Origin of the sequence: Neobacillus drentensis (assembly GCF_021560175.1) — a bacterium.
GTDB classification, from domain to species: Bacteria; Bacillota; Bacilli; order Bacillales; family Cytobacillaceae; genus Neobacillus; species Neobacillus drentensis_A.
Map to the genome: position 1 here is coordinate 198,054 of NZ_CP091110.1, position 23,017 is coordinate 221,070.

General features: G+C 39.5%; 20 protein-coding genes and 1 other annotated feature. Of the genes, 11 read left to right on the forward strand and 9 right to left on the reverse strand.

Going from position 1 to position 23,017, the window contains the following annotated elements; genetic code table 11:
• Positions 1–171 precede the first annotated feature (171 nt).
• From L1999_RS01080 to L1999_RS01110, 7 genes are all read left to right on the forward strand, one after another.
• Positions 172–2,076, forward strand: a complete 1,905-nt coding sequence (locus L1999_RS01080) for a PTS mannitol transporter subunit IICBA (RefSeq protein ID WP_235741868.1) — start codon at positions 172–174, stop codon at positions 2,074–2,076.
• Positions 2,077–2,216: 140 nt separating this feature from the next.
• Positions 2,217–4,310 (forward strand): BglG family transcription antiterminator, encoded by a 2,094-nt coding sequence (locus L1999_RS01085; RefSeq protein WP_235741869.1) that lies wholly within the window; start codon positions 2,217–2,219, stop codon positions 4,308–4,310.
• Positions 4,311–4,315: 5 nt separating this feature from the next.
• Positions 4,316–5,458 carry a mannitol-1-phosphate 5-dehydrogenase gene (locus tag L1999_RS01090; protein ID WP_235741870.1) on the forward strand — a complete coding sequence of 381 codons (1,143 nt, stop codon included), beginning with the start codon at positions 4,316–4,318 and terminating at the stop codon, positions 5,456–5,458.
• Positions 5,459–5,582: 124 nt separating this feature from the next.
• On the forward strand, positions 5,583–6,131 hold the full coding sequence (locus tag L1999_RS01095) for a glycerol-3-phosphate responsive antiterminator (protein WP_275677339.1): 549 nt from the start codon (positions 5,583–5,585) through the stop codon (positions 6,129–6,131).
• A gap of 212 nt (positions 6,132–6,343) precedes the next feature.
• Positions 6,344–7,168: an MIP/aquaporin family protein gene (locus tag L1999_RS01100; protein WP_215047612.1), complete on the forward strand. Its 825-nt coding sequence runs from the start codon at positions 6,344–6,346 to the stop codon at positions 7,166–7,168.
• A gap of 33 nt (positions 7,169–7,201) precedes the next feature.
• Positions 7,202–8,692, forward strand: a complete 1,491-nt coding sequence (gene glpK, locus L1999_RS01105) for a glycerol kinase GlpK (RefSeq protein WP_235741871.1) — start codon at positions 7,202–7,204, stop codon at positions 8,690–8,692.
• Positions 8,693–8,878: 186 nt separating this feature from the next.
• Positions 8,879–10,570 (forward strand): glycerol-3-phosphate dehydrogenase/oxidase, encoded by a 1,692-nt coding sequence (locus tag L1999_RS01110; protein ID WP_235741872.1) that lies wholly within the window; start codon positions 8,879–8,881, stop codon positions 10,568–10,570.
• Between the two features lie 70 nt (positions 10,571–10,640).
• Here L1999_RS01110 and L1999_RS01115 read toward each other — a convergent pair whose 3' ends face one another.
• From L1999_RS01115 to L1999_RS01140, 6 genes are all read right to left on the reverse strand, one after another.
• A complete protein-coding gene (locus L1999_RS01115; protein ID WP_235741873.1) occupies positions 10,641–11,897 on the reverse strand; it encodes an aminopeptidase in 1,257 nt (418 codons plus the stop codon).
• Positions 11,898–12,034: 137 nt separating this feature from the next.
• A complete protein-coding gene (locus L1999_RS01120; RefSeq protein WP_235741874.1) occupies positions 12,035–14,143 on the reverse strand; it encodes an MMPL family transporter in 2,109 nt (702 codons plus the stop codon).
• 118 nt (positions 14,144–14,261) lie between these two features.
• The gene (locus L1999_RS01125; RefSeq protein WP_235741875.1) at positions 14,262–14,837 is read right to left on the reverse strand and encodes a TetR/AcrR family transcriptional regulator; all 576 of its coding nucleotides are present in this window, start codon (positions 14,835–14,837) and stop codon (positions 14,262–14,264) included.
• 475 nt (positions 14,838–15,312) lie between these two features.
• Positions 15,313–15,780, reverse strand: coding sequence for a CD3072 family TudS-related putative desulfidase (locus L1999_RS01130; RefSeq protein WP_235741876.1), 468 nt, complete (start codon positions 15,778–15,780; stop codon positions 15,313–15,315).
• The gene (locus tag L1999_RS01135) at positions 15,770–16,345 is read right to left on the reverse strand and encodes a CD3073 family putative ECF transporter S component (protein WP_235741877.1); all 576 of its coding nucleotides are present in this window, start codon (positions 16,343–16,345) and stop codon (positions 15,770–15,772) included. The genes L1999_RS01130 and L1999_RS01135 overlap by 11 nt, the downstream gene beginning before the upstream one ends.
• 17 nt (positions 16,346–16,362) lie before the next feature.
• On the reverse strand, positions 16,363–17,244 hold the full coding sequence (locus tag L1999_RS01140) for a selenium metabolism-associated LysR family transcriptional regulator (protein ID WP_235741878.1): 882 nt from the start codon (positions 17,242–17,244) through the stop codon (positions 16,363–16,365).
• Positions 17,245–17,278: 34 nt separating this feature from the next.
• On the opposite strand from L1999_RS01140, the gene L1999_RS01145 reads away from it, so the two are divergent.
• Positions 17,279–17,959 (forward strand): hypothetical protein, encoded by a 681-nt coding sequence (locus L1999_RS01145; RefSeq protein ID WP_235741879.1) that lies wholly within the window; start codon positions 17,279–17,281, stop codon positions 17,957–17,959.
• A 29-nt stretch (positions 17,960–17,988) separates the two neighbouring features.
• Here the strand turns inward: L1999_RS01145 and L1999_RS01150 are convergent, their stop codons facing one another.
• Positions 17,989–18,894, reverse strand: a complete 906-nt coding sequence (locus tag L1999_RS01150) for a nuclease-related domain-containing protein (protein WP_235741880.1) — start codon at positions 18,892–18,894, stop codon at positions 17,989–17,991.
• A 180-nt stretch (positions 18,895–19,074) separates the two neighbouring features.
• On the opposite strand from L1999_RS01150, the gene L1999_RS01155 reads away from it, so the two are divergent.
• Positions 19,075–19,647, forward strand: coding sequence for a TetR/AcrR family transcriptional regulator (locus L1999_RS01155; RefSeq protein ID WP_235741881.1), 573 nt, complete (start codon positions 19,075–19,077; stop codon positions 19,645–19,647).
• A gap of 32 nt (positions 19,648–19,679) precedes the next feature.
• Here L1999_RS01155 and L1999_RS01160 read toward each other — a convergent pair whose 3' ends face one another.
• Both L1999_RS01160 and L1999_RS01165 read right to left on the reverse strand, forming a co-directional pair.
• The gene (locus tag L1999_RS01160; RefSeq protein ID WP_235741882.1) at positions 19,680–20,006 is read right to left on the reverse strand and encodes a hypothetical protein; all 327 of its coding nucleotides are present in this window, start codon (positions 20,004–20,006) and stop codon (positions 19,680–19,682) included.
• A gap of 102 nt (positions 20,007–20,108) precedes the next feature.
• A complete protein-coding gene (locus L1999_RS01165) occupies positions 20,109–20,363 on the reverse strand; it encodes an alpha/beta-type small acid-soluble spore protein (protein ID WP_235741883.1) in 255 nt (84 codons plus the stop codon).
• 98 nt (positions 20,364–20,461) lie between these two features.
• Positions 20,462–20,674: a binding site (T-box leader), on the forward strand.
• Positions 20,675–20,727: 53 nt separating this feature from the next.
• Between L1999_RS01165 and argS the strand changes: the two genes are divergently transcribed.
• Both argS and L1999_RS01175 read left to right on the forward strand, forming a co-directional pair.
• A complete protein-coding gene (gene argS, locus L1999_RS01170) occupies positions 20,728–22,422 on the forward strand; it encodes an arginine--tRNA ligase (protein ID WP_235741884.1) in 1,695 nt (564 codons plus the stop codon).
• Between the two features lie 74 nt (positions 22,423–22,496).
• Positions 22,497–22,964: a DinB family protein gene (locus L1999_RS01175; RefSeq protein WP_235741885.1), complete on the forward strand. Its 468-nt coding sequence runs from the start codon at positions 22,497–22,499 to the stop codon at positions 22,962–22,964.
• Positions 22,965–23,017: the final 53 nt, after the last annotated feature.

Consider the following 23,017-nt stretch of genomic DNA (forward strand, 5'->3'; position numbering starts at 1 on the left):
CCTTTTCACCATTAACCTTTTTTGTTAGAAGTGCTGTATATTCAATTTTCTTTGAGAAACAATAGGTTTGTCCTAGTATGTGTGACAAATCTCACTTTACTCTTTATTGAATGCAGTGATTCAGTGCCTTACTATAGATAGGGTACTAAAACAAAGAAGGGATGAGAGCAAATGGCTCAATCTAATATAAAGGTAGCTGTACAAAAATTCGGCAACTTCCTAAGTTCGATGGTTATGCCGAATATATCAGCTTTCATAGCGTGGGGGTTAATCACGGCCTTATTTATACCAACAGGTTTCTTTCCGAATGAAAGCCTTGCCAAAATGGTCGGCCCAATGGTTACATACTTACTTCCGCTTTTGATAGGTTACACGGGAGGTAAGCTTGTACATGACCAACGCGGAGGAGTAGTTGGGGCAATTGCAACAATGGGTGTTATTGTCGGAACAGATATTCCAATGTTCTTAGGCGCCATGATCATGGGACCGTTCGGCGGTTGGGTAATTAAGAAATTTGACCAATCTGTTGAAGGGAAAATTAAAGCGGGCTTTGAAATGCTTGTCAATAACTTTTCAGCAGGTATCCTAGGTGGATTGCTGGCAATCCTATCTTTCTTAGCAATTGGTCCAGCCGTGGATGTATTTACCGGATGGCTTGTTGCGGGTGTTGATTGGCTGGTAAGCACAGGTTTATTGCCATTAACAAGTATCATTATTGAACCTGCCAAAATTCTGTTCTTAAATAATGCGATTAACCATGGTGTATTATCACCAATCGGTGTTGAGCAAGCAAAAAACACAGGAAAATCATTATTGTTTCTTCTTGAAGCAAATCCAGGACCTGGTATCGGAATCCTTTTAGCGTACTGTATTTTTGGAAAAGGTACAGCGAAACGAACAGCACCTGGAGCTGCCATTATTCAATTCTTTGGTGGAATTCATGAAATCTACTTCCCTTATATCTTAATGCGCCCAATGTTGTTCCTAGCAGTTATTCTAGGTGGAATGAGCGGCGTATTTACATTAGTCCTTTTAGGCGGTGGATTACTTGCTCCTGCATCACCGGGTAGTATCCTTGCTATTATGGCAGTTACCCCGCATCATGCAGGCACGTATCTTGCCAACCTGGCAGGGGTGCTGGTAGCAGGAATTGTTTCGTTTGTTGTTTCATCGTTTATTCTTAAAACGGGCAAACAACAAGAGGAAGATATCGAAGTAGCTGCCAAAAAAATGCAGGAAATGAAAGGAAAGAAGAGTTCTGTATCGAATGTCTTTTCTGCCACTTCCGTTACAATGCCTGAAACTGTAAATAAAATTGTGTTCGCTTGTGATGCAGGAATGGGTTCAAGTGCAATGGGTGCATCCTTGCTGCGTAAAAAGGTAAAAGAAGCTGGATTAAATATTTCGGTTACTAATACAGCGATTAGTAACTTGCCAGCTGATGCTCAAATTGTTGTTACACAAGAAGAGCTAACACCTAGAGCACAGAATAAGCTACCAAATGCCTACCATATTTCAGTGGATAATTTCTTATCAAGTCCAGAATATGATAAATTAATTAACCAGCTTAAAAACCCGGAAACGGCTGAACTTCAAGAATTGGTAGACGATGCGGAAGCAAATGTTCCTGATGGAAAAAATCAAGCGGATGATGCATTACTTCTTGAGGAGAATATCTTCTTAAATCAGTCTTTCACGACAAAAGAAGAGGCGATTCGTTTTGCAGGAAGAGCGTTGGTGAAGGCGGGATACGTAAAAGAAAGCTATATCGATGCTATGATCGCAAGAGATGAAATGACGTCAACTTATATGGGGAATGATGTAGCAATTCCGCACGGAACCGAAGATGCGAAAAAGGATGTCTTAAATTCCGGGTTTACCGTATTACAAGTACCAGATGGTGTCGACTTTGATGGCCAAAAGGTTCGATTAATTTTTGGTATTGCCGGAAAAGATGGCACACACCTTGAAATCTTATCTGGAATTGCCGTTACATGCTCAGATATGGAAAATATTGAAAAATTAGTGGAAGCAAAATCAGCAAGAGAAATTATCGACATTTTAAATGATAAATAAACATCAGATCGTTTGTGAATAGAAAAGCTGTTCTGCTGCTTTTCTATTCACTTTTTTAGAAAATGCCTCCATCCTCATTCATCATCCTTACAAATCGGTAAGTTCTCATATTGTTACGATCACAGAAACGAGCTGGTACCATGTATATAACAAATAGGGAAAAGGCAATTATTGAATTACTCGTTAAAACATCTGGAAAACAAACAGCAGCATCTCTGGCGAACCACTTAAATGTAAGCGGCCGTACCGTTCACCGTGATCTAAACGGGGTAGAAAAGATACTTCAGACGTTTGGTCTTCACTTAATCCGTCATTTGGAAACAGGGCTTAGGATTGAGGGGAAGAACGAGAATATCTTTCGGTTAGTACAGAAGGTAATGAGTATGGTTCCAATCGATCAAACTCCGGAAGAGAAGAAATTGCAGCTGTTGATTGTCTTGATGCAAGAGGATGCCTTTAAAATTCAAGCTTTAGCAATGGAACTCGGTGTTAGTAACGCAACGATAACGAACTATATTGAGGAATTGACGGAATGGTTAAGCCCATTTAATGTGACAATTACCAGGAAAAGAGGAGTTGGCGTTGATCTTACGGGATCAGAGTCAGCTAAACGAAAAGCGCTGGCTAGCTACTTTTTGTTGTATTTTTATGAAGAGTTAATTGAGAGTTTATTTTTAGTAGAAAACGGAAAATATACTCAAGAATTAATGGTGAACTACTTTGTTCCTGAATACATGGTTGTGATTGATCGACTAGTAAATACGATATTTAATCGTACAGAGCAGCGGTTAGCCGATAATGATTATATCGGACTTATTGTACATATAGGTATAACCATGCAACGGACCGATGCTCTTTTCCTGCTTGAAGAAGAGACAGGGTCTATGAATAACCTGCTGACCGAATATAACCTGATTAAAGAAATATGCGGGCGGCTTGAAGAAGCCTTCTCAGTAACATTTAGGGAACAAGATCTGATTTATTTGGCTGGGATCTTGAAGGGATCTAAGCTTCAGTCGGTAGATGTTGTGCCTTATGACAGCCTTGTTCTAAGTAAAATGGTAAAGACCCTTATACAGGATGTTTCATCACAGTTACATATCGATCTCACGAATGATTTTTCCTTGTATCAAGGGCTCTTAGCTCATATGGAACCATCCCTGTATCGAATCAAACAACAAATGGGATTGTTTAATCCTTTAAAGGAGGAAATAAAACAGAAGTATCCTTTTCTGTTTTTGGCGGTTAAAAATAGTGTTGAAAAGCAGTTTACCGATATTGATTCTATCCCAGATGATGAAATTGCCTTTATTGTCCTTCATTTTGGGTCTGCCTTAGTGATGCGGGAAGAGAAATTATCAATAAATGCATTAGTTGTCTGTCCAACAGGAATTGGGACATCCAAAATGTTAGCTAGCAGGATAAAAAAAGAGATTATGGGTATTGACCATATTGAAATAAAATCATTAAAAGAAATTCAGGATCAAACAAAATTGAAAAGGTTTGATCTCATCATTTCGACCGTAAAGCTTCCTTTTCTAGACATTGATTATCTTTTGGTTTCTCCACTTTTAACAGAGGAGAACATTCTCACCATTAGGAACTTTTTAAAAAATAACCTAAAAAAGGTAACGGAAAAAAGAAATTATCTACCCCCGTCAGATACAAAAGCTTCATCAACGGGTGTTAAACCAAATGGAACTATTTATGAAGTGTTACACCTGCTGAAGGATGTACAAAAAAGTATTGAGGCTCTATTAACTAATTTCAAAGTGTATCAACTGCAACAGGTAAAGGATCATGAAAAAGTGCTGGCAGAAATGGTCCTTACGATTCAAAAACAAAAGCTTTTAAACTCGGCAATAGATGTGCTAGCCTCGTTAAGGGAGCGGGAAAGAAAGGGCGGCCTGGGTATACCGGGTACAGGAATGGGCCTTTTCCATTGCAGAGATAAGAATATTCATGAACTTATTTTTCAAATCTCGCCTTTACAGGAACCGATTATGGTTAAAGGCATGGACGGAAAGGATATGTCCATGAAAACCTTGCTATTACTGCTCGCTCCTGAGGAATTAAGTGTGACAGAGCAGGAAATAGTAAGCTTGATTAGCACAAGTTTGATTGAAAACCAAGAAGCCATTATGATTTTTTCATCAGCAAATGAGCAAGTGATTCGTGCAAAATTAGAGGCGATTTTTTTACATTATCTCCAAACAAAAATTATAAAGGAATGATAAGAATGGAACTAGCAGTTCATTTTGGAGCAGGGAACATAGGAAGAGGATTTATTGGGGCGCTTTTTTCACAGTCTGGCTATCATGTTACCTTTGTGGATATTGCCGATCAAATCATTAATCAATTAAATGAGGAAAAACAATACCAAGTAAAATTAGCCACGGCTGAACAAGAAAGTATGACGATCAAGAATGTTTCCGGATTAAATAATATGACGCAAGAAAGTGATGTAATCGAAGCCATCAAACAAGCTGTCTATCTAACTACTGCGATTGGACCGAATATTCTTCCGCATATTGCACCGTTAATTGCTAAGGGATTGGCCGAAAGAGTAAAGAATAATGATGAAAAACTGTATGTAATAGCATGCGAGAATCAAATTTCGGCTACTGACTTACTAAAAGGATATATCTTTGAACATTTAGATAGTGAAACGAAGGAGAAATTAGAGGGTAAAGTATACTTCTTTAATTCGGCAGTTGACCGAATCGTTCCCCTTCAAAACAATCAAGGATCACTTGATGTGTTGGTAGAACCTTATTATGAATGGGTAGTAGAAACCAGTGAAAACATTCCACCAGTTGAAGGAATGAAAATGGTCGCTGATCTTGCTCCTTTTATTGAACGGAAATTATTCACCGTAAACACAGGTCATGCCGTGATTGCGTATTTGGGATATCTAGCGAAGAAGTCCACGATTGATCAAACATTAGCAGATGAGGAAATCGTCAAACAGGTACAAGTAACGCTAGGCGAAACAGGTGCCTATCTCATTCATCAATATGGTTTAAATCCAGAAGAACATGGTCAATACATCGATAAGATTATTCATCGTTTCCAAAACGCTTATTTAAATGATGATGTGACTAGAGTAGGACGCTCGCCACTCCGTAAGCTTGGTCCTAATGATCGTCTCGTACGTCCTGCTGTTGAAGCAAATAAAGCCGGACTTTCATACACGAACCTTGCAAAGGCAATTGCGTCCGCTTTGCTGTTTGATTACCAAGAAGACCCAGAAGCTGTAAAGCTGCAAGCTATGATCAAGGAAAACGGACTCCCAGCTGTCTTGAAAGAAGTGAGCGGCTTGGATGAGAATAGTGAAATTACAGTAGAAGTAATCAGGTATTATGATTTATTAAAGAAATAAAAGAAAGGGGTCAGTCCCTCGCTGCTTGTAAAGGAGCGGGAGGCTGATCCTTTTTTTGCTATTGAATAATAAAGATTTTCTCTTTAAGATAGTAGAAAAGTTGGTACAAAGGGGATTGAGTCATTTGGAACAAAAGATATTACCTGCTTCAGGGAATATGAAGGAATTTGAGAAATTCCTAAAAAGCCCATTTGAAATCGGTGTTTATTTAGATATGCACATTGCGCAGCTAAAAAATATTAACTTAATGGCAAAGCAGCACAATAAACAAATGATTTATCATGTTGATTTAATCCATGGAATTAAAAATGATGAATATGCAACCGAATATATCTGCCAAGAATTCAAGCCTTATGGATTAATTTCAACCAAGTCAAGTGTCATCCAAAAGGCAAAGCAAAAAGGTGTAGTTGCAGTGCAAAGGATTTTTTTAATTGATAGTCATGCACTTGAAAAAAGCTACAAGCTGATTGAAAAGACACAGCCAGATTATATTGAAGTACTTCCTGGAGCAATGCCTAAAATGATAACAGAAGTAAAAGAACGAGTGAAAACACCTATATTAGCTGGAGGACTCATTCGAACATCTGAAGACGTTTATGCAGCATTAGAAGCCGGTGCCTCTGGAATTACCACATCTAAAAAAGAGCTATGGAACCTATTTGCCAATTAGTTTTTAACTTTAATACTATTTTAATCATAAAAAGGCATTGACACCGCTTTCAACTTTGTACTATACTCGTCTTAAGTTAATATTTTGTGACGGAGATAAGGAGATTCACACAGAGACCCATTAATGGGTTCATTCTGTTGTGAATCTCTTTTTTTCGTTTACAGCCTAGACGTAACAGGAAAAATAATTTAAAAGAGAGAGGGAAAGAAAAAATGACACCATTCGTTGGGGAAATGATTGGAACAATGATTCTTATTGTGTTTGGCGCAGGAATTGGGGCTGGCTCTTCTTTAAAGAAGTCATATTCCAATAATGCGGGATGGATCGTAATTACAGTTGCTTGGGGACTTGCAGTAACAATGGGGGTTTTTGCGGTAGGTTCGGTTAGTGGAGCTCACTTAAACCCGGCTGTCACAATAGCCTTAGCACTAAATGGAGATTTTCCTTGGTCTGATGTGCCGTCCTATATTTTGGCACAAATGCTTGGCGCTATTTTAGGATCGGTGTTAATTTATTTACATTACCTTCCTCACTGGAAGGAGACGGACGATCCTGCAACAAAGCTTGGGGTATTTGCGACAAGTCCTGCTATATCGCATACTTTTTCAAATCTATTAAGTGAAATGATTGGTACCTTTATCCTTGTTCTTGGTCTATTATTTATTGGAGCTAATAAATTTACAGAAGGATTAAATCCACTTGCAGTCGGTTTATTAATTGTGGTCATCGGGATGTCTTTAGGTGGGACAACTGGTTATGCAATCAATCCAGCTCGTGACCTTGGTCCGCGAATTGCTCACTTCTTATTGCCAATCAGTGGAAAGGGAAGTTCTAATTGGGGCTATTCATGGATTCCGGTTGTCGGACCGCTTTTAGGCGGCAGCCTTGGTGCAGTTTTTTATAAAACAGTCTTTTTAGGAAAAGCAACAGGGTCTCTTTGGATTGTATTAGGAATCAGTGTTGTGGTCCTATTACTTTCATTTGTAACTAGTAAAAAGCAGAGTTCTCTTAGAAGTCAGGCTAACCAAGTAGCTTAATAGTAAGATATTTTATAAATGGGGGAATTTATCATGGAAAAGTATATTTTAGCTTTAGATCAAGGTACAACAAGCTCAAGGGCTATTCTTTTTAATAAAAATGGAGAAATTGTTCATACTGCTCAAAAGGAATTTATACAGCACTTTCCGAAGCCAGGATGGGTGGAACATAACGCAAATGAAATTTGGGGTTCCATTCTTTCTGTCATAGCAGGTGTGCTCTCTGAGTCAGGCATCAAACCTGAACAGATATCTGGAATCGGCATCACCAATCAGCGTGAAACAACGGTTGTATGGGATAAGGAAACGGGAGAGCCTGTATACAATGCACTTGTTTGGCAGTCTCGCCAGACAAGTGAAATTTGTGAACAGCTGAAAGAGAAGGGATATAATGATCTTTTCCGTGAAAAGACAGGGCTTCTCATCGATGCCTATTTTTCCGGAACCAAAGTAAAATGGATTCTTGACAATATAGAAGGTGCGCGCGACAAAGCAGAGCAGGGCAAGCTTTTGTTTGGCACAATCGATACATGGCTGATTTGGAAGCTCTCCGGGGGCCGTGCCCATGTAACCGATTATTCTAATGCATCTCGTACACTCATGTTTAATATTTATGACCTTAAATGGGACGATGAATTATTAGAAATACTAGGGGTTCCAAAATCAATGCTTCCAGATGTACGCCCTTCATCAGAAGTTTATGCAAACACCGTTGATTACCATTTCTTTGGCAAAGAAATCCCGATTGCAGGAGTGGCAGGGGATCAGCAGGCAGCATTGTTTGGGCAGGCTTGTTTTGAAGACGGAATGGCTAAAAACACATATGGCACAGGCTGCTTTATGTTAATGAATACGGGAGAAAAAGCAGTTCGGTCTGAACATGGCTTATTAACTACCCTTGCCTGGGGATTAAATGGCAAAGTAGAATATGCACTGGAAGGTAGTATTTTCGTAGCAGGTTCAGCCATCCAATGGCTGCGTGACGGCTTACGAATGTTCAAGGACGCCAAAGATAGTGAGGAATATGCAAAAAGGGTTGAATCTACGGAAGGTGTGTATGTCGTCCCTGCTTTTGTTGGATTAGGAACACCTTATTGGGATAGTGATGTCCGCGGAGCTGTGTTTGGTTTAACAAGGGGAACATCGAAGGAACACTTGATCCGGGCAACGCTTGAGTCATTAGCCTATCAAACAAAGGATGTATTATCCGCAATGGAAGCAGATTCTGGAATAGAACTGAAAGCACTTCGTGTTGATGGCGGTGCTGTAAAAAATAACTTTTTAATGGAGTTCCAAAGTGATTTATTAAACGTCCCGGTTGAACGTCCGGTTGTAAACGAAACAACTGCATTGGGAGCTGCTTATTTAGCGGGACTGGCAGTCGGTTTCTGGGAAAGCCAAGAGGAAATCGCAAAACAATGGGCGGTAGACTGTAAGTTTGATCCAAAAATGACAGACGACAATCGAAACAATCTATATGATGGCTGGAAAAAGGCAGTTAAAGCTGCAATGGCCTTCAAATAATATTAGTTGTATCATGATGATTCAATATGTTAAGATAAACCTAAGTTAATATTTGTCAGGAGAAGTCGGAGAGACCACAAAAACATTATCGCAATTGGATAATGTATTTTGTGGTCTTTTTCTATTTCCATCCTATATTTCAATGCATATGTAAATTATAAGACACGTATTCGGGAGGAAGAGACGATGAAATTTTCAACCTTACATCGAGAAGAGATAGTCAATAAATTAAAAGGTGAAACATTTGATGTATTAGTTATTGGAGGCGGTATAACCGGCGCAGGGATAGCCTTGGATGCCGAATCACGTGGATTGAAAGCGGCTCTTGTTGACATGCAGGATTTTGCAGCGGGTACATCAAGCAGATCAACAAAACTCGTTCATGGCGGCTTACGATATTTAAAACAATTTGAAATAAAGATGGTAGCGGAGGTTGGAAAAGAACGGGCCATCGTTTATGAGAATGGTCCCCATGTAACGACACCAGAATGGATGTTATTACCGATCCACCAAGGGGGAACGTTTGGTAAGTTTAGTACATCCATCGGCCTGCGGGTTTATGATTTTTTAGCGGGAGTGAAAAAGCAAGAACGCAGAAAAATGCTTTCAGTTGAAGAGACACTTGCCAAAGAACCATTGGTGAAGAAATTAGGATTAAAGGGAGGCGGTTATTATGTAGAATATCGTACGGACGATGCCCGTCTGACGATTGAAGTAATGAAGGCTGCCGTTGAAAAAGGTGCCACTGCCAGCAATTATACAAAAGTAATGAAGTTGCTTTACAACAATGGAAAAGTGATTGGAGCACTTGTACAAGATCTGTTAACCGGTTATAAATACGAAATCCATGCAAAAAAGGTCGTCAATGCTGCCGGACCGTGGGTTGATAAGATCCGCGAAATGGATCAGTCAAAAAAAGGAAAAGTGCTGCAGCTGTCTAAAGGTGTCCACCTTGTGATTGATCAGTCACGCTTCCCTTTAAAACAAGCTATATACTTTGATACACCTGATGGCAGAATGGTATTTGCGATTCCTCGTGATGGTAAGGCGTATGTTGGAACAACTGATACTTTCTATAATGAGGATGCAGTAAATCCTAACATGACGGTTGCTGATCGGAATTATATTATCAATGCTATCAATTATATGTTCCCAGAAGTAAAGATAAGCGAGAATGATATTGAATCAAGCTGGGCAGGTGTTCGCCCGCTGATTTATGAAGAAGGAAAAAGTGCGTCTGAGATCTCTCGAAAAGATGAGATTTGGGAATCTGAATCAGGATTACTTACTATTGCTGGAGGGAAATTAACGGGTTATCGTAAAATGGCTGAAATTGTGGTTGATCGATTAGTAGCTATATTTCAATTAGAAGAATCAAGAAGTTTCTCACCTTGTCAAACAAAGCATCTGCCGATTTCTGGTGGAGATGTGGGAGGTTCAAGTAATTTTAATAGTTATGTTGCTAAGATGCTTAAAAAAGGAGAGGACGCTGGACTAACAAAAGCAGAAGCGGAACATTTATCGAGAATCTATGGCTCGAACGCAGCTGCTGTTTTTAACATTCTTAAGGAGAATGCAGCTGATGCAGTGAAATATAACTTACCGCTGCCTCTTTTTGCAAAATTAATTTATGGAATTGAACATGAAATGGTTGTAACACCAATTGATTTCTTTAACCGCCGTACTGGAGCTATTTTGTTTGATATTCAAACAGTGCAAAGGTGGAAAAATCAGGTGATTGCCTTCATGGCTGAGAAACTAAACTGGACGGAACAAGTTAAAAATAATTATTTACTATTACTCGAAAAAAATTTAACAGATGCTATGATCCCTTTAGATGAACAAGATGTACCACTTCGTGTAGTTAACGGGGACTAAATATTCCCTTTTCAATATGGCACATAAAAAACAATCCAGCTTCATAAAACTGGATTGTTTTTTGATCAAACTAGATTGCCCAATCCCCATTACGGAAAATGGGAACTATTGTACCATCTTGTTTAATGCCATCAATATTCATTTTGTCAGAACCAATCATGAAGTCGACATGAACAGTCGAAGTATTCATGCCATGTTTTAATAATTCCTCTTCACTCATCTTTGTACCACCTTGAATCGTAGTAGGATAAGCTGCCCCAATAGCTAAGTGGTTGGATGCATTCTCATCATATAGAGTAGTAAAGAATGTAATCCCAGATTGCGAAATAGGGGATGGGTCTGGAACGAGGGCAACTTCACCCAAGCCGGTTCCGCCTTCGTTATCAAAAACCAATTTCTTAATGGTCTCATCGCCTTTTTCAGCGGAAATATCAACGATCTTTCCGTCCTTAAAGTGTACCTCGATGCCTTCAATTAATGTACCAGCATAGCTAAGTGGCTTTGTACTGCGTACGACTCCATCCATACGGTGGGTATCAGGTGCGGTATAAACCTCTTCAGTCGGCATATTAGCGATAAATTCTTCCCCTTTTGGATTATGGCTTTCTGCGCTCATCCAAATATGATTTTTAGGCAGACCTAAAGTCAAATCTGTACCAGGGGCTGTGTAATGCAAAGCATCAAACTGAATCTCATTTAATTTTGCTGCTTTATCATTCAATGTCTGCTTATGTTCATCCCAGGCTGCTACTGGGTCATCCGCATAAACACGGCAGGTTTTGAATATTTGGTCCCAAAGGGCATCCACTTGTTCTTCCGAGGTGGCTAAGTCAGGGAAGACCTTAGCTGCCCAGCCAGCTCCGGCAGCCGAAGCAACCGTCCATTTTAAATCGTCATTTTGTGTCGCTACACGTTGAGCTTTGAAGGCCTTTCCGGCTTTATTTTGGTAGGCAGCAATTTTAGCAGGATCCACTTCATTTAATAAACCAGGATCACTTGAAACAATCGAAAGCCTGCTTACACGATGATTTAAAACATGGTCTTCAGATTCCTGAATTTCGTAGTCAGGGATGTTGGTTAATACTTCTACAGGTTGATGTAAGTAATTAAGTTTACTAATTTCATCATCAGACCATTTTATAATTACCTTTTCAGCACCTAGTGCATAGGCTTCTTTTGTGATATAACGTGCTAAAGGAGCTTGGTCAACAGTAATCGTCATTTTAACCCAATCGCCAGGCTGAACATTAATACCTTTGGCAACAAGTAATCTTGCATATTTATGTAGATTTTCTTCAAAGTTAGGCAGCACTTTGTTTCCCTCCATTCATTTACCATCAATAACTATACTAGCATAGTATGCGAAATTTTCCAGAAACTAAGCCCTATCTTTCCCATCATGAATTTGATTTTAAAAAAGGTCAGTCTTTCAGAGGTGAAGGGCTGACCTGTAATGGTCGAGATTTACCTGCTCTCGCTTGGTTTTTTATCTTTTTCCAGTAATACAATTAAACCTGGCAGTAAGATCCCTCTAATGAAGAAGGTATCAAGTAGGATTCCGACAGCAACAATGAAACCGAACACAAATAATAATTGAATCGGCTGGGTCATCAAGACGGCAAAAGTGGCAGCCAGGATGATCCCTGCGGATGAAATGACTCCGCCTGTGCTGGCAACAGCAATTTCCACTGCGTCCTTTACGGTATGTTTCTTTTGTTCCTCTTGGAATCTTGAGATTAGCATAATATTATAGTCAATTCCGAGAGCTACCAGGAAAACAAACGCATAAAGGGGAACGCGGTCACTGACAGTGCTGATATCAAAAAATAGACTGCTTAAAAACGTACCTAAACCTAGTGCTGCAAGGAAGGAAATTAAGATGGTCCCCATCATATAAATGGGCATCTTAAACGACTTGGTTAAGATAATTAACATGGCAAAAATTAAGATCGTCTCAAGCAGGACAATGACCAGTACATCGCGATTATTGGTCGCACGGTCATCCACTTTGGTAGCCGTTTCGCCTGCAAAATAAAGCTTTCCATCCAAACCACTGTTGTCGATTATTTTCCCGGATTTATTAATGACTTTTTCCATCGCATCGATGGTCGAAGTGAAATATGGATTTCCCTTAAAGGTCATGCTGTAGTTAATCACCTGTTGGTTCTCTGTTATCCCATTTACGCGGACACTGCTAACATGCGGCTGATCCGAGAGAACCTTTTTTACTTTCTCTTGTTGTTCGACAGTGACCGGCTTTGGTGATTCCAAAATAACGGTTGTTGGAGCCAGATCCCCTTTTTCAAACTTTTTCTCTAAAACCTCATAGCCTAATCGTGATGGCATATCTTTAGGGAAAGACTTCATGGTGTCAAATTCATATTTAAGATTAAACATATTACTTGCAGCTAAGAGAAGCAATATACCGATCGCAGCAACGGATAGACCAGGTTTATTGGCAACAAAACGGCCTGCTTTGCTCCAAAGGGAATGGTGGTTGATTGCCGAATCCCCGACCTTTGGAACTTTAGGCCAGAAGGACTTCCTGCCAAAGAGGGTAAACAAGGCCGGAACAAGTGTAATCGAAGCCAGCATAATAATTAGCATTGTAGTGGCGAAAGTAGGAGCAAAATTATGATAGTCGCCGGACTTTGCAAAAAATAACACTAGCATGGCCGCGAGTACAGTTCCCCCTGAGAAGAATACAGGCGTACCCGTTTCCCTCATTGCTTCTTTCATGGCATCATATTTATTTTCATATGCTTTCAGCTCCTCACGGAAACGTGAAAAAACAAACAGTGAATAGTCTATAACGGCCGCAAAGAGAAGGATCGACATTATCGATACAGTTTGGCTGGTCATCACGAGTCCTGCTTTTCCCATCAATCCGAGTGTTTGAGTCACAACCTCATAGACAAAGACTGCCGCAAGGAGTGGAATGAGTGCCAGTAATGGCGAGCGATAGATAATGATTAATAATAGAAGGATTAAACCAACTGTAGAGAAAATAAGGACTAAATCAGCACGTGAGAAAAGGTCAAGTGTATCAGTTGCAATCCCTGCCGGTCCGGTCACATACAATTTTAATTTTGTTGTGTCGTTGGTAATCTTAGTAATTTCCTCAATTGACTTTTTCACTTCTTTTGTTTCTAAGGATGAATCAAATGTCAAAGGAATGATGGCTGTCGTCTTGTCAGAAGAGAAGAAACCAGCTGCAGCCTGAGGAGGCAATGCTGATAAGGAGACTACTTGTTGTACTCCCTTGATTTTTTCATCTTTAACCTGGTCTAAAAGCTTCGTTAGATCACTAAGGTTGATCTCACCATTTTTCATTTGGAAGACTAATATGGCCGGAAGCCCATCATTATCTTTAAAATATTGGTCAACTTTCTTTTGGGCAATGACGGATTTTGCGTCATCCGGAAGCGAAGCAATATTGGAAACCTCATAATCTCTTACACTTGGAGCAAAGACAGCTAAAAGCATAGTGAGAATTAACCAGGCAGAAAGTGTAATCCACATTCCTTTTCTGGTTGTTACGCGGTCAGTAATCGCTTGGAGAAGATTTTTCATACATTTACTCCTTTTCTTTTGATTAGTTCCCCCAAAGTGACACCTGTGTCACTTTGGGGGAAGAAAGAATAAACACCTGTGTTACTTTAATTATCAGTTAAAGTGACACTAGTGTCAATTATTCATTTCTTAACATTCCATGACGAATCATTTCTTTAATTGAACTAATCCATATGGAATGAGGAATTCCAAAGTGATTGGGAATCATAATCGTTTGAAAAATGAATCCAAGTATTAACGGATCGGGCAGTGTCTCTTTCAACTTTAATTCCTGCCTGCCAAGGGAGATGAAGCCTTGTAAATGTTGATACATATCTAAATGTTGTTTATCGAGCTTTTCGTGGTTTTCTTTGACCTTTTGGTTGCCGTTGATGGGTATGCGGCGTCCTAATTCAATCATATGCGGAATGGTCGAATTCTTGAAAATAAGATTTATTAAAAAGTCAAACTGTGCATCAAAACCATCTACGGATTCAATGTCCTTTAATTCCGCCAGAAAATGCTCCATTTCATAAAGCATATAATCTGTGATGAGTTCTTCTTTATTATCGTAATACTTGTAAATGGCTCCTCGGGAGATTTCCAGCTGATCAGCTAAAAGACTAAATGAAAATCCTTCATAGCCATGTGCTAAAAGCATTTGTTTGGTAACTAGAAATAAATTATCTGTTGAAAATTTGCGCTCACGTGCCATGTTCTCACCCCAATCATATTATAGACGATTGAGAGAGCAATGAAAATTCTCTCTAGTGATAGACTTGTGAACATTCATTATAAAACAGCTTAGCCACAATATCATTTCCTTTGAGTTGGTGAAACTAATTAAACGTTTGATTAACTTTTTGAGGTGGTGAAAACTAATTAAACGTTTGATTAACTTTTTGAGGTGGTGAAAACTAATTAAACGTTTGATTAACTTTTTGAGGTGGTGAAAACTAATTAAACGTTTGATTGATTTTTTGAGGTGGTAAAAACTAATTAAACGTTTGATTAGACGAAAATCTGCCTACAGGGAAGGGATTTAGGAGAACTATTCAAACGTTTAGTTAAATAATAACAGTATAGAAAAACTAAACGAACGTTTAATTAAATTTTTAAATGAAGTTGAAAACCGGAAAATACCGCTAGAGTAAAAGAAAAGCCGGCCTCCACTATGAGGCTGGCCTGTTTTACTTTTGAATATAATGCTCCTCACTCTTAAATTCCGGCTCACTTGTGTTCGGTAAATACCAGAGTGTTTTTAAGGTAATGCCATTTTCAGTAAATATCGCTCTCAGTTCTTCCATAAAAATTCCTTTTATCGGGTCACAAGAGGGGCTGCTTTGTATTCCTAGTAAGCCCATAATCTCGTAACCGTTATTAACATAATCTTGTGCCTGATGAAGGATAGAGAGTAAGATTTCTCTGCAATGTTTCCTGTATTCCGGGGTATTGTATTCTTCATAGGTCATTGATGGCCGGTCTAAACCAAGGAAGGTAAATTCCGGACAGGGAAGCTGAAGAAATCCGTATCCTTGTTTTAGGGCCCACTCTACTGCTGAAAGGACGGCGCCTTCTGCCCGGGCTTCACCTTCAATAACCGTATTTTGGTTTAAAATGCAATGAGAGACGATTAAAATCTTTTTGCTACGCTGCATTACTTTTCCCCTTATTGATGATTTTTGAGAAATTTGGCAGACGAGAAATCATAAACGCAACCAGCAGGCAGGTAATAATTTTATCCACAAAGTTCCCAGTAATCCTTGAAATAAACGTCGAGGCAAACACGCTTTCTCCAGCAGAACGCAGCCATAAGACGACTAGGTCCATACCGCTTCCATTTAATCCTCCATAGACCGCAACGGCAATTGGCGTTCCGATGAGCGGAGCAATAATGGATAATACAATTCCGGTGAGTAAGGCAATGTACCATTTTCTAAAATCAAATCTTTTCGCCATGTATCCAGCAACCAATGCAATGGCCACATTGACAAGTCCAAAGAAGATCGCAGATGGCTCGGTTGTCACGCCAAGAACCATATTAGTTAAAGCGCCGGCCAATGCTCCCCACCATGGACCGAACAACACGGCAATAAGGACGGTCCCTATGGTATCGAGGAACAATAGTGGTATTTTCAGCGTAGAGACGACAGTGCCTAAGATAACGTTCAGTGCAATGGCCAATGCTGAGTAAGTTAAGATTAGTGTCTTGCTAGTTTTCATTCTGTACTCCTCCTTGTTTAGGATCCTATTAGTTCGGAAAATTCTTTGATAATCGGACGATCTTTCGCATCACTAAGAGTGGTAAAATAAAAATTTCGTTGGAAAGGTTCAAATTTTTCAATTATTTGTATCCGCTTTGCTTTGGCAGCTGGGAGGGCTGCTAGTTTTGAAACAAAACTAATCCCAAGTCCTGCTTCTACCGCAGCTATGACGGCTTCAGTACTTCCGATGGGTACAACAGACTTTAAATCAGCAAGTGAATGGGAATGGATTGATAGGTAATCTTCCATAACCTTTCGGGTACCGGAACCCTCCTCTCTAATCACAAAATCAAACTGTTTAATTTGTTCAAAGGTTGGCTCATTAGAAAGCCCCAATGGATGGTGATAGGGGGCAATTAATACTAAGGCATCAGAGGAAACCTGTTTATAGCTAAGTTCTTTCGATTCAGAAGGCAGTCCGGTAATGCTGACATCCACGAGCTGATTGTGAAGTTTGCTAAGAGTCTCTTTGGAATCGCTAATCTCAATGGTTACAGCAACGTTCGGATAGAGACTTCGGAATTTTTTAACCCAGCTTGGGACCAGGTAAGTACCAGGGATGGTGCTGGCTCCGATGGTTAGGGTTCCTGTCAAGGTGTCTTCAAAGACACGGAGGTCATCTTCGAGCTTGCGCCAGCGCCGTACCATCTCTTTGGAGGCTTGGTAAACAATCATACCTGCTGCCGTCGGCTGAATAACCGAACTACCACGATCTAAGAGGTCCAGCCCCATTTCTTCTTCTAAACTCTTAATTTTTAAACTAGTCGCAGGTTGAGAACTTTTAAGAGCGATGGCTGCTTCGGAAAAACTTTTCTTTTCAATAACTAAAATAAATGCTTTAAGTTTCGTTAAATTCATAAATTCTCCATGGCGTATAAGATTTTTTAATACTTTGTATAAATTAATTTTAATGAGGATAATTGGATTTTATAACAGGAAAAATAAAAAATATTTGTCTATTTTGGGAATACTTAATTTAGGAGTAATGCTAAAGGACAAAATTACTGATTTGAGGAAAAAAGTGTCCAATAGCAGAGTTCTATTGGACAAAAAAGTTCCCCCGAATAAGAAACTGTCCAATAGAGCCATTCTAAAGGACAAAACTTCTGATTTGAGGAAAAAAGTGTCCAATAGCGGAGTCCTATTGGACAAAAAAGTTCCCACGATTAAGAAATTGTCCAATAGAGCGGTTCTAAAGGACAAAATTTCTAATTTGAGGAAAAAAGTGTCCAATAGCGGGGTCCTATTGGACAAAAAAGTTCCCCCGATTAAGAAATTGTCCAATAGAGCGGTTCTAAAGGAGAAAATTACTGATTTGAGAAAAAAACTGTCCAATAGCGGAGTCCTATTGGATAAAAAAGTTCCCCCGAATAAGAAACTGTCCAATAGAGCGGTTCTAAAGGACAAAATTTCTAATTTGAGGAAAAAAGTGTCCAATAGCGGACTCCTATTGGTCAAAAAAGTTCCCAGCATTAAGAAACTGTCCAATAGAACGCTTCTAAAGGACAAAATTTCTAATTTGAGAGAAAAAGTGTCCAATAGCGAAGGACCTATTAGACAAAATAAGAAGTAATCCCAGCCAATCGATCAAACTAAAAAGTATCACTCATAATAAACCCATCGTCGGTCTCCAATCAAATTAAAGTTCCTTTCAAGAATTCGATTTATTCTCCGCTTACACTCGACGACCTGGCACCATTCATGTACTGTACCAGTTGTGATTTTTCGGTCTGGAAAAAGAAGCCGTAACTCTGCCACATGCCGTAATACAGCTGATTCTACCTCCTCTACATGACCGCATTTCCCACAGACACAGTATTTGCCGCGTAGAAAAACCATAAAAGAATGGCAAACTTGACAAACAATCCCCTTCTTTAATTGATCATAAGTATAAGCTGGCAAAATAGAATAGGGTGACTTAACAATATGGAGTGAGAGTAGTTGATCCGCAAGCCTTTCGTGCTTACTAGTTAATTTCGATGGGGTAGTGTTTATTTTATTTATATAGCGTTTAACTTGTGTTGGGAGAATAATTTGTTCATTCCGTGGGGCTTGATATAAGGAAAATTCAGGATTAATATGAACAACCCAAGGTTCAATTGGTATAGGAAATCCAAGATATTGGAGCAATTGGCGGAGGAGAGAAGAACAGCGGTCCAATTGGAGTAGGGGGTCTTTCCGTTCTTTTTCATTTATAGAATAGAACTTCTTATTTTCATAGAAGTAGTCACCTTCAATGTTTTTCACTTCGTTCAGGTAAATAAGCTGTTGCATGATGATCAATGAATCAATTTGGAATTTTGTATGGTTGATCTCAAATAGTAACCCATTTAAAATAAGACAATCGCATTCAAGTTTTTCCGTCATCGAATTGAAAATCACCTCACCCTCATACCCTCTTTTTAAGTTTTCAAAGTTTTGCTTGTCATCCTTGGTTAAATTCATCCGTGTATTTAAATAATCAAGGATAAGTAAGTCAGTCGATTTAGTTAAAGCCTTCTTAATCATCACTTCCACTTCCACTTCCTTTCTACTATCAAATCCATTCTACTAAAAAATCTCTCCTTGAGAAGTGAAAACTTTGAAAACACTTCCAAATATCTCTACCTATGTTTGAATGGAAGCAAAAGCTATGTTATAGTAAAATATGACCAGAGAACTAAATTAGTCAAATGGGAGGGTTGTAAAATGGCTTCCGACAGAAGAACCATGATTGTAGAAGCGGCAACAAAGTCCTTTTCTTTATTCGGCTATAAGGCCACCACCATGGACCAGGTAGCAAGGCTCGCTAATGTTGGAAAAGGAACCATTTATACCTTTTTTAAAAATAAAGAAGAACTATTTGAAGAAATCATATCTAAATTAGTAAAAGAAATGATTGCCGAAGCAGAAGCCGTTATCGAGCCTGGATTACTATTTACGGAAAATGTTCACCGGGCTCTGACTCGATTACTAGCTTTTCGTTCGCAGCACCAGCTGATGATCAAGCTAGTCCAAGAGGAAAAAGAAATGGGTACATTAGCCGTATCTGATATGTTACGGCATGTTGAGGATGAAATCATTGCTTATTTAAGAAAAAAGATTGAAATAGCGATTGAAAAAGGAGCTATCCCACCTGGAAATACAGAGGTTATTAGTTTCCTCCTGTTAAAAATGTACATAGCCCTTGTTTCCGATTGGGAAAGAGATCATGAACCATTAAGTTCGGAGCAAATTGCCGAGCTCATGAAAATCTTCCTAGTGGGAGGACAACCAAAATAAAAAGACTTGTGATCACTCACAAGTCTTTTTTTCTAGCTCCAGCGCCTCGAGGCCCTTAGGTCAAACCCGCTCTTTAGGGCGCTTTCGTTTCTTTTTGTGTAATCATAATAAAACTGCCCTGAGGACCGTGCCATCGATGTTTTTCCTTTATTTGAATGAGTGTATTCTTCCATTAAAGATAAAAAGGTTCCAAATAGAAATAGGACGATAGAGGCGGCTGTTATGCCGATGCCAAGTCCAAGTATAAGATTGTAATCGCTTGCAAAAATTCCGAATAAAAGAAAGATGATTCCAATTCCCCCACCGTAGGCTGCTGCCATTTTAAAAGCCCGTAAATTCTTTACCTGTTTTTCATGCATCTCAACCACTCCCCTTTATACTGAATATTCTACCAATTGTCACAGAATTGTCAAACTTTTTTTGAAATAATGTTAGAGCCATTGACAAATGGCTCCTTTAAATTATTGTCTTTTAGTCAAGTTTTCCTGTGCCATTTTGACCAGTTCACGGACCATGCTGCCGCCTAGTCTGCCGCCGACCTTCCCAGCCTGTTCAGATGTCAGTTGGCCATTATACCCTTTTTTCAGGGGAACACCAACCTCTTCAGCTGCTTCAAATTTAGCATTCTCAGGACTACCCGATTGGACCACTCTTGCTTTTAAGGCGTCTAATCCATTACGGGCTTCTGGAACAAGTATTTTGTTGCGTCTTGACATGAAAATCCCTCCTTTACAGTAAGGATTCCCAATGAAAAAAATAATCAACGCCTATGGATAAATCCTTATCTTTCCAGTATAATAACTGTTAATCAACTGCAAAATCTATGAAAAAGAGAGTAGTTATCTGGGAAGTCCTAGCGAGTCAGGGACGGTGGAAGCCTGATATTGAGCAGATAATGAAGCGCACTTTGGAGATGCCAGCCTGAACGAAATAGGGTGTGGCCGGAGATTCCTCCGTTACAAAAGAAAGCTGGTTCATTTGAACAATTAGAGTGGTACCGCGGGAAATACAAACTCTCGTCTCTTTTATAGAGGCGGGGGTTTTTTTATTTATTTTTTTCAAAAAAGGAGGCTATTAATAATGAACTATAAAAACGAGCTGGCATCCATACTCAATGGGCTGCTTGACCAAGAAATTTCAACTGCACAATTGGAAATTTTAATTGAAAAACCAAAAAATCCCGACCATGGAGACTTAGCATTCCCCTGCTTTACACTTGCTAAAATAAAACGAAAATCACCTAACGTTATTGCCAACGAACTAAGCGAGCAAATTAAATCACCAGCTTTCGATAAAGTAGAGGTCGCAGGCGGGTATATCAATATTTTCTTAAATAAAAAGCTGGTGTCTGAAAAACTCATTAACCAAGTGATTACGGAAAAGGGACAATTTGGCGCACTTGATTTCGGGAAGGGTGGCACGGTCACGATTGATATGTCATCGCCGAATATTGCCAAGCCGTTCTCAATGGGACATTTGCGTTCGACCGTGATAGGGAATGCCTTAGCTCATATTGCAGCAAAATGCGGCTATAAGCCGTTCAAGATTAACCACCTTGGCGATTGGGGTACACAGTTTGGAAAACTAATTACGGCCTATAAACTTTGGGGCGAAGAAGAAAAGGTTAAACAAAATCCAATCAAAGAACTCCTATCCCTGTATATTAAGTTCCATGAAGAGGCAGAAGGGGACAAATCGTTAGAAGATGAAGGCCGCAGCTGGTTTAAAAAGCTGGAGGATGGAAATGAGGAGGCACAGAAACTTTGGCAGTGGTTCCGCGACGAGTCACTAAAAGAGTTCTCGCGAATATATGACCTGATGAATGTAGAATTTGATTCGTTTGCCGGTGAAGCTTTTTACAATGACAAAATGGATCGAATTGTCAACCTGCTTGAGGAAAAACAGCTATTAGTAGAATCTGATCAGGCGATGGTCGTGGATTTAACAGAGGAACAGCTCCCGCCATGTCTAATCAAAAAGTCGGATGGGGCTACACTTTATGCCACCCGCGATTTGGCAGCAGCACTGTATCGTAAAGAAAACTATGATTTTGTTCAGTCGTTATATGTAGTCGGCCATGAACAAAGTCTGCATTTCAAGCAGCTTATCGCAGTTCTAGGGAAAATGGGTTATGAATGGGCTGAGAAAATGGTTCATGTCCCATTCGGAATGATGTTAAAAGACGGCAAAAAGATGTCCACACGTAAGGGTAAGGTCGTTTTATTAGAGGAAGTATTAAACGAGTCGATCGCAATGGCTCGCCATAATATTGATGAAAAGAATCCGAATTTGCTTAACAAGGATCAGGTAGCGAAACAGGTGGGCGTAGGAGCGGTCATTTTCCATGATTTAAAAAATAACCGCATGAATGATATTGAATTTTCCCTGGAGGAAATGCTCCGTTTTGAAGGAGAGACAGGGCCATATGTGCAGTACACCTTTGCACGTGCATGCTCGATTCTACGAAAAGGAGATTATCACGCAGAAGCTCTTGCTGATAACGAGCCAAATACGTGGGAAAAGGAATGGAAGGTAGCGAGTCTCTTGCTGGACTTTGCACCGGCTATTAAGCGGGCGTGTGAGAATCATGATCCATCGCTTGTCGCGAAGTACATTATTGATGTAGCGCAAAGCTTTAATAAGTACTATGCAGAAGTGAAAATCCTAGAGGAAAATGAAAATCTAGCGTCCCGCCTAGCGCTTGTCTTTTCGGTTACCGTTGTCCTTAAAGAGGGCTTGCGCCTGTTAGGTATTGAAGCACCTGAAGAAATGTAAAGTCGTTTCATTTAATATTAGTTCCATATTGAGTATAGAATAGAAAGCGAGAAGGTATGAGAGGAGAAGATAGAATGAGTGAACTGCTAATTAAAAGCTTTGAGCTGACAAGAAGTAAATTAGTAAAAAGTGTAGAAATGCTTAATGAGGCAAATGTGGATGTACAACCAGTGGGATTTAACAATACCATCCATTGGCATGTGGGTCATGTCCTAACGGTTGCAGAACAATTTATGTTTGGTTTTCCTAAAAAGTCAACCAGTCTTCCTGCTCATTATATGGAGTATTTTGCCACTGGTACAAAACCAGCTGATTGGCAAGGTAAGGTTCCATCCATAAAAGTATTAGCGGAGCAGTTAAAGGACCAAATGAACAGAATCAAGGAAATTCCGGCAGAGAGCTTTAGTGAAAGGTTAAAAACACCGTTTCTTGGTCAAGAAACCTTTGGAGAATTGGCTAATCTTGCTATCTTTCATGAGGCGAACCATCTAGGTCAAATCCAAGCGATGAACCGAGTAATTGATACAGCAAACACCAAATAATTTTCGCGGAAAGTCGTTTCTATTGATCAACAGAAACGACTTTTCATACATAT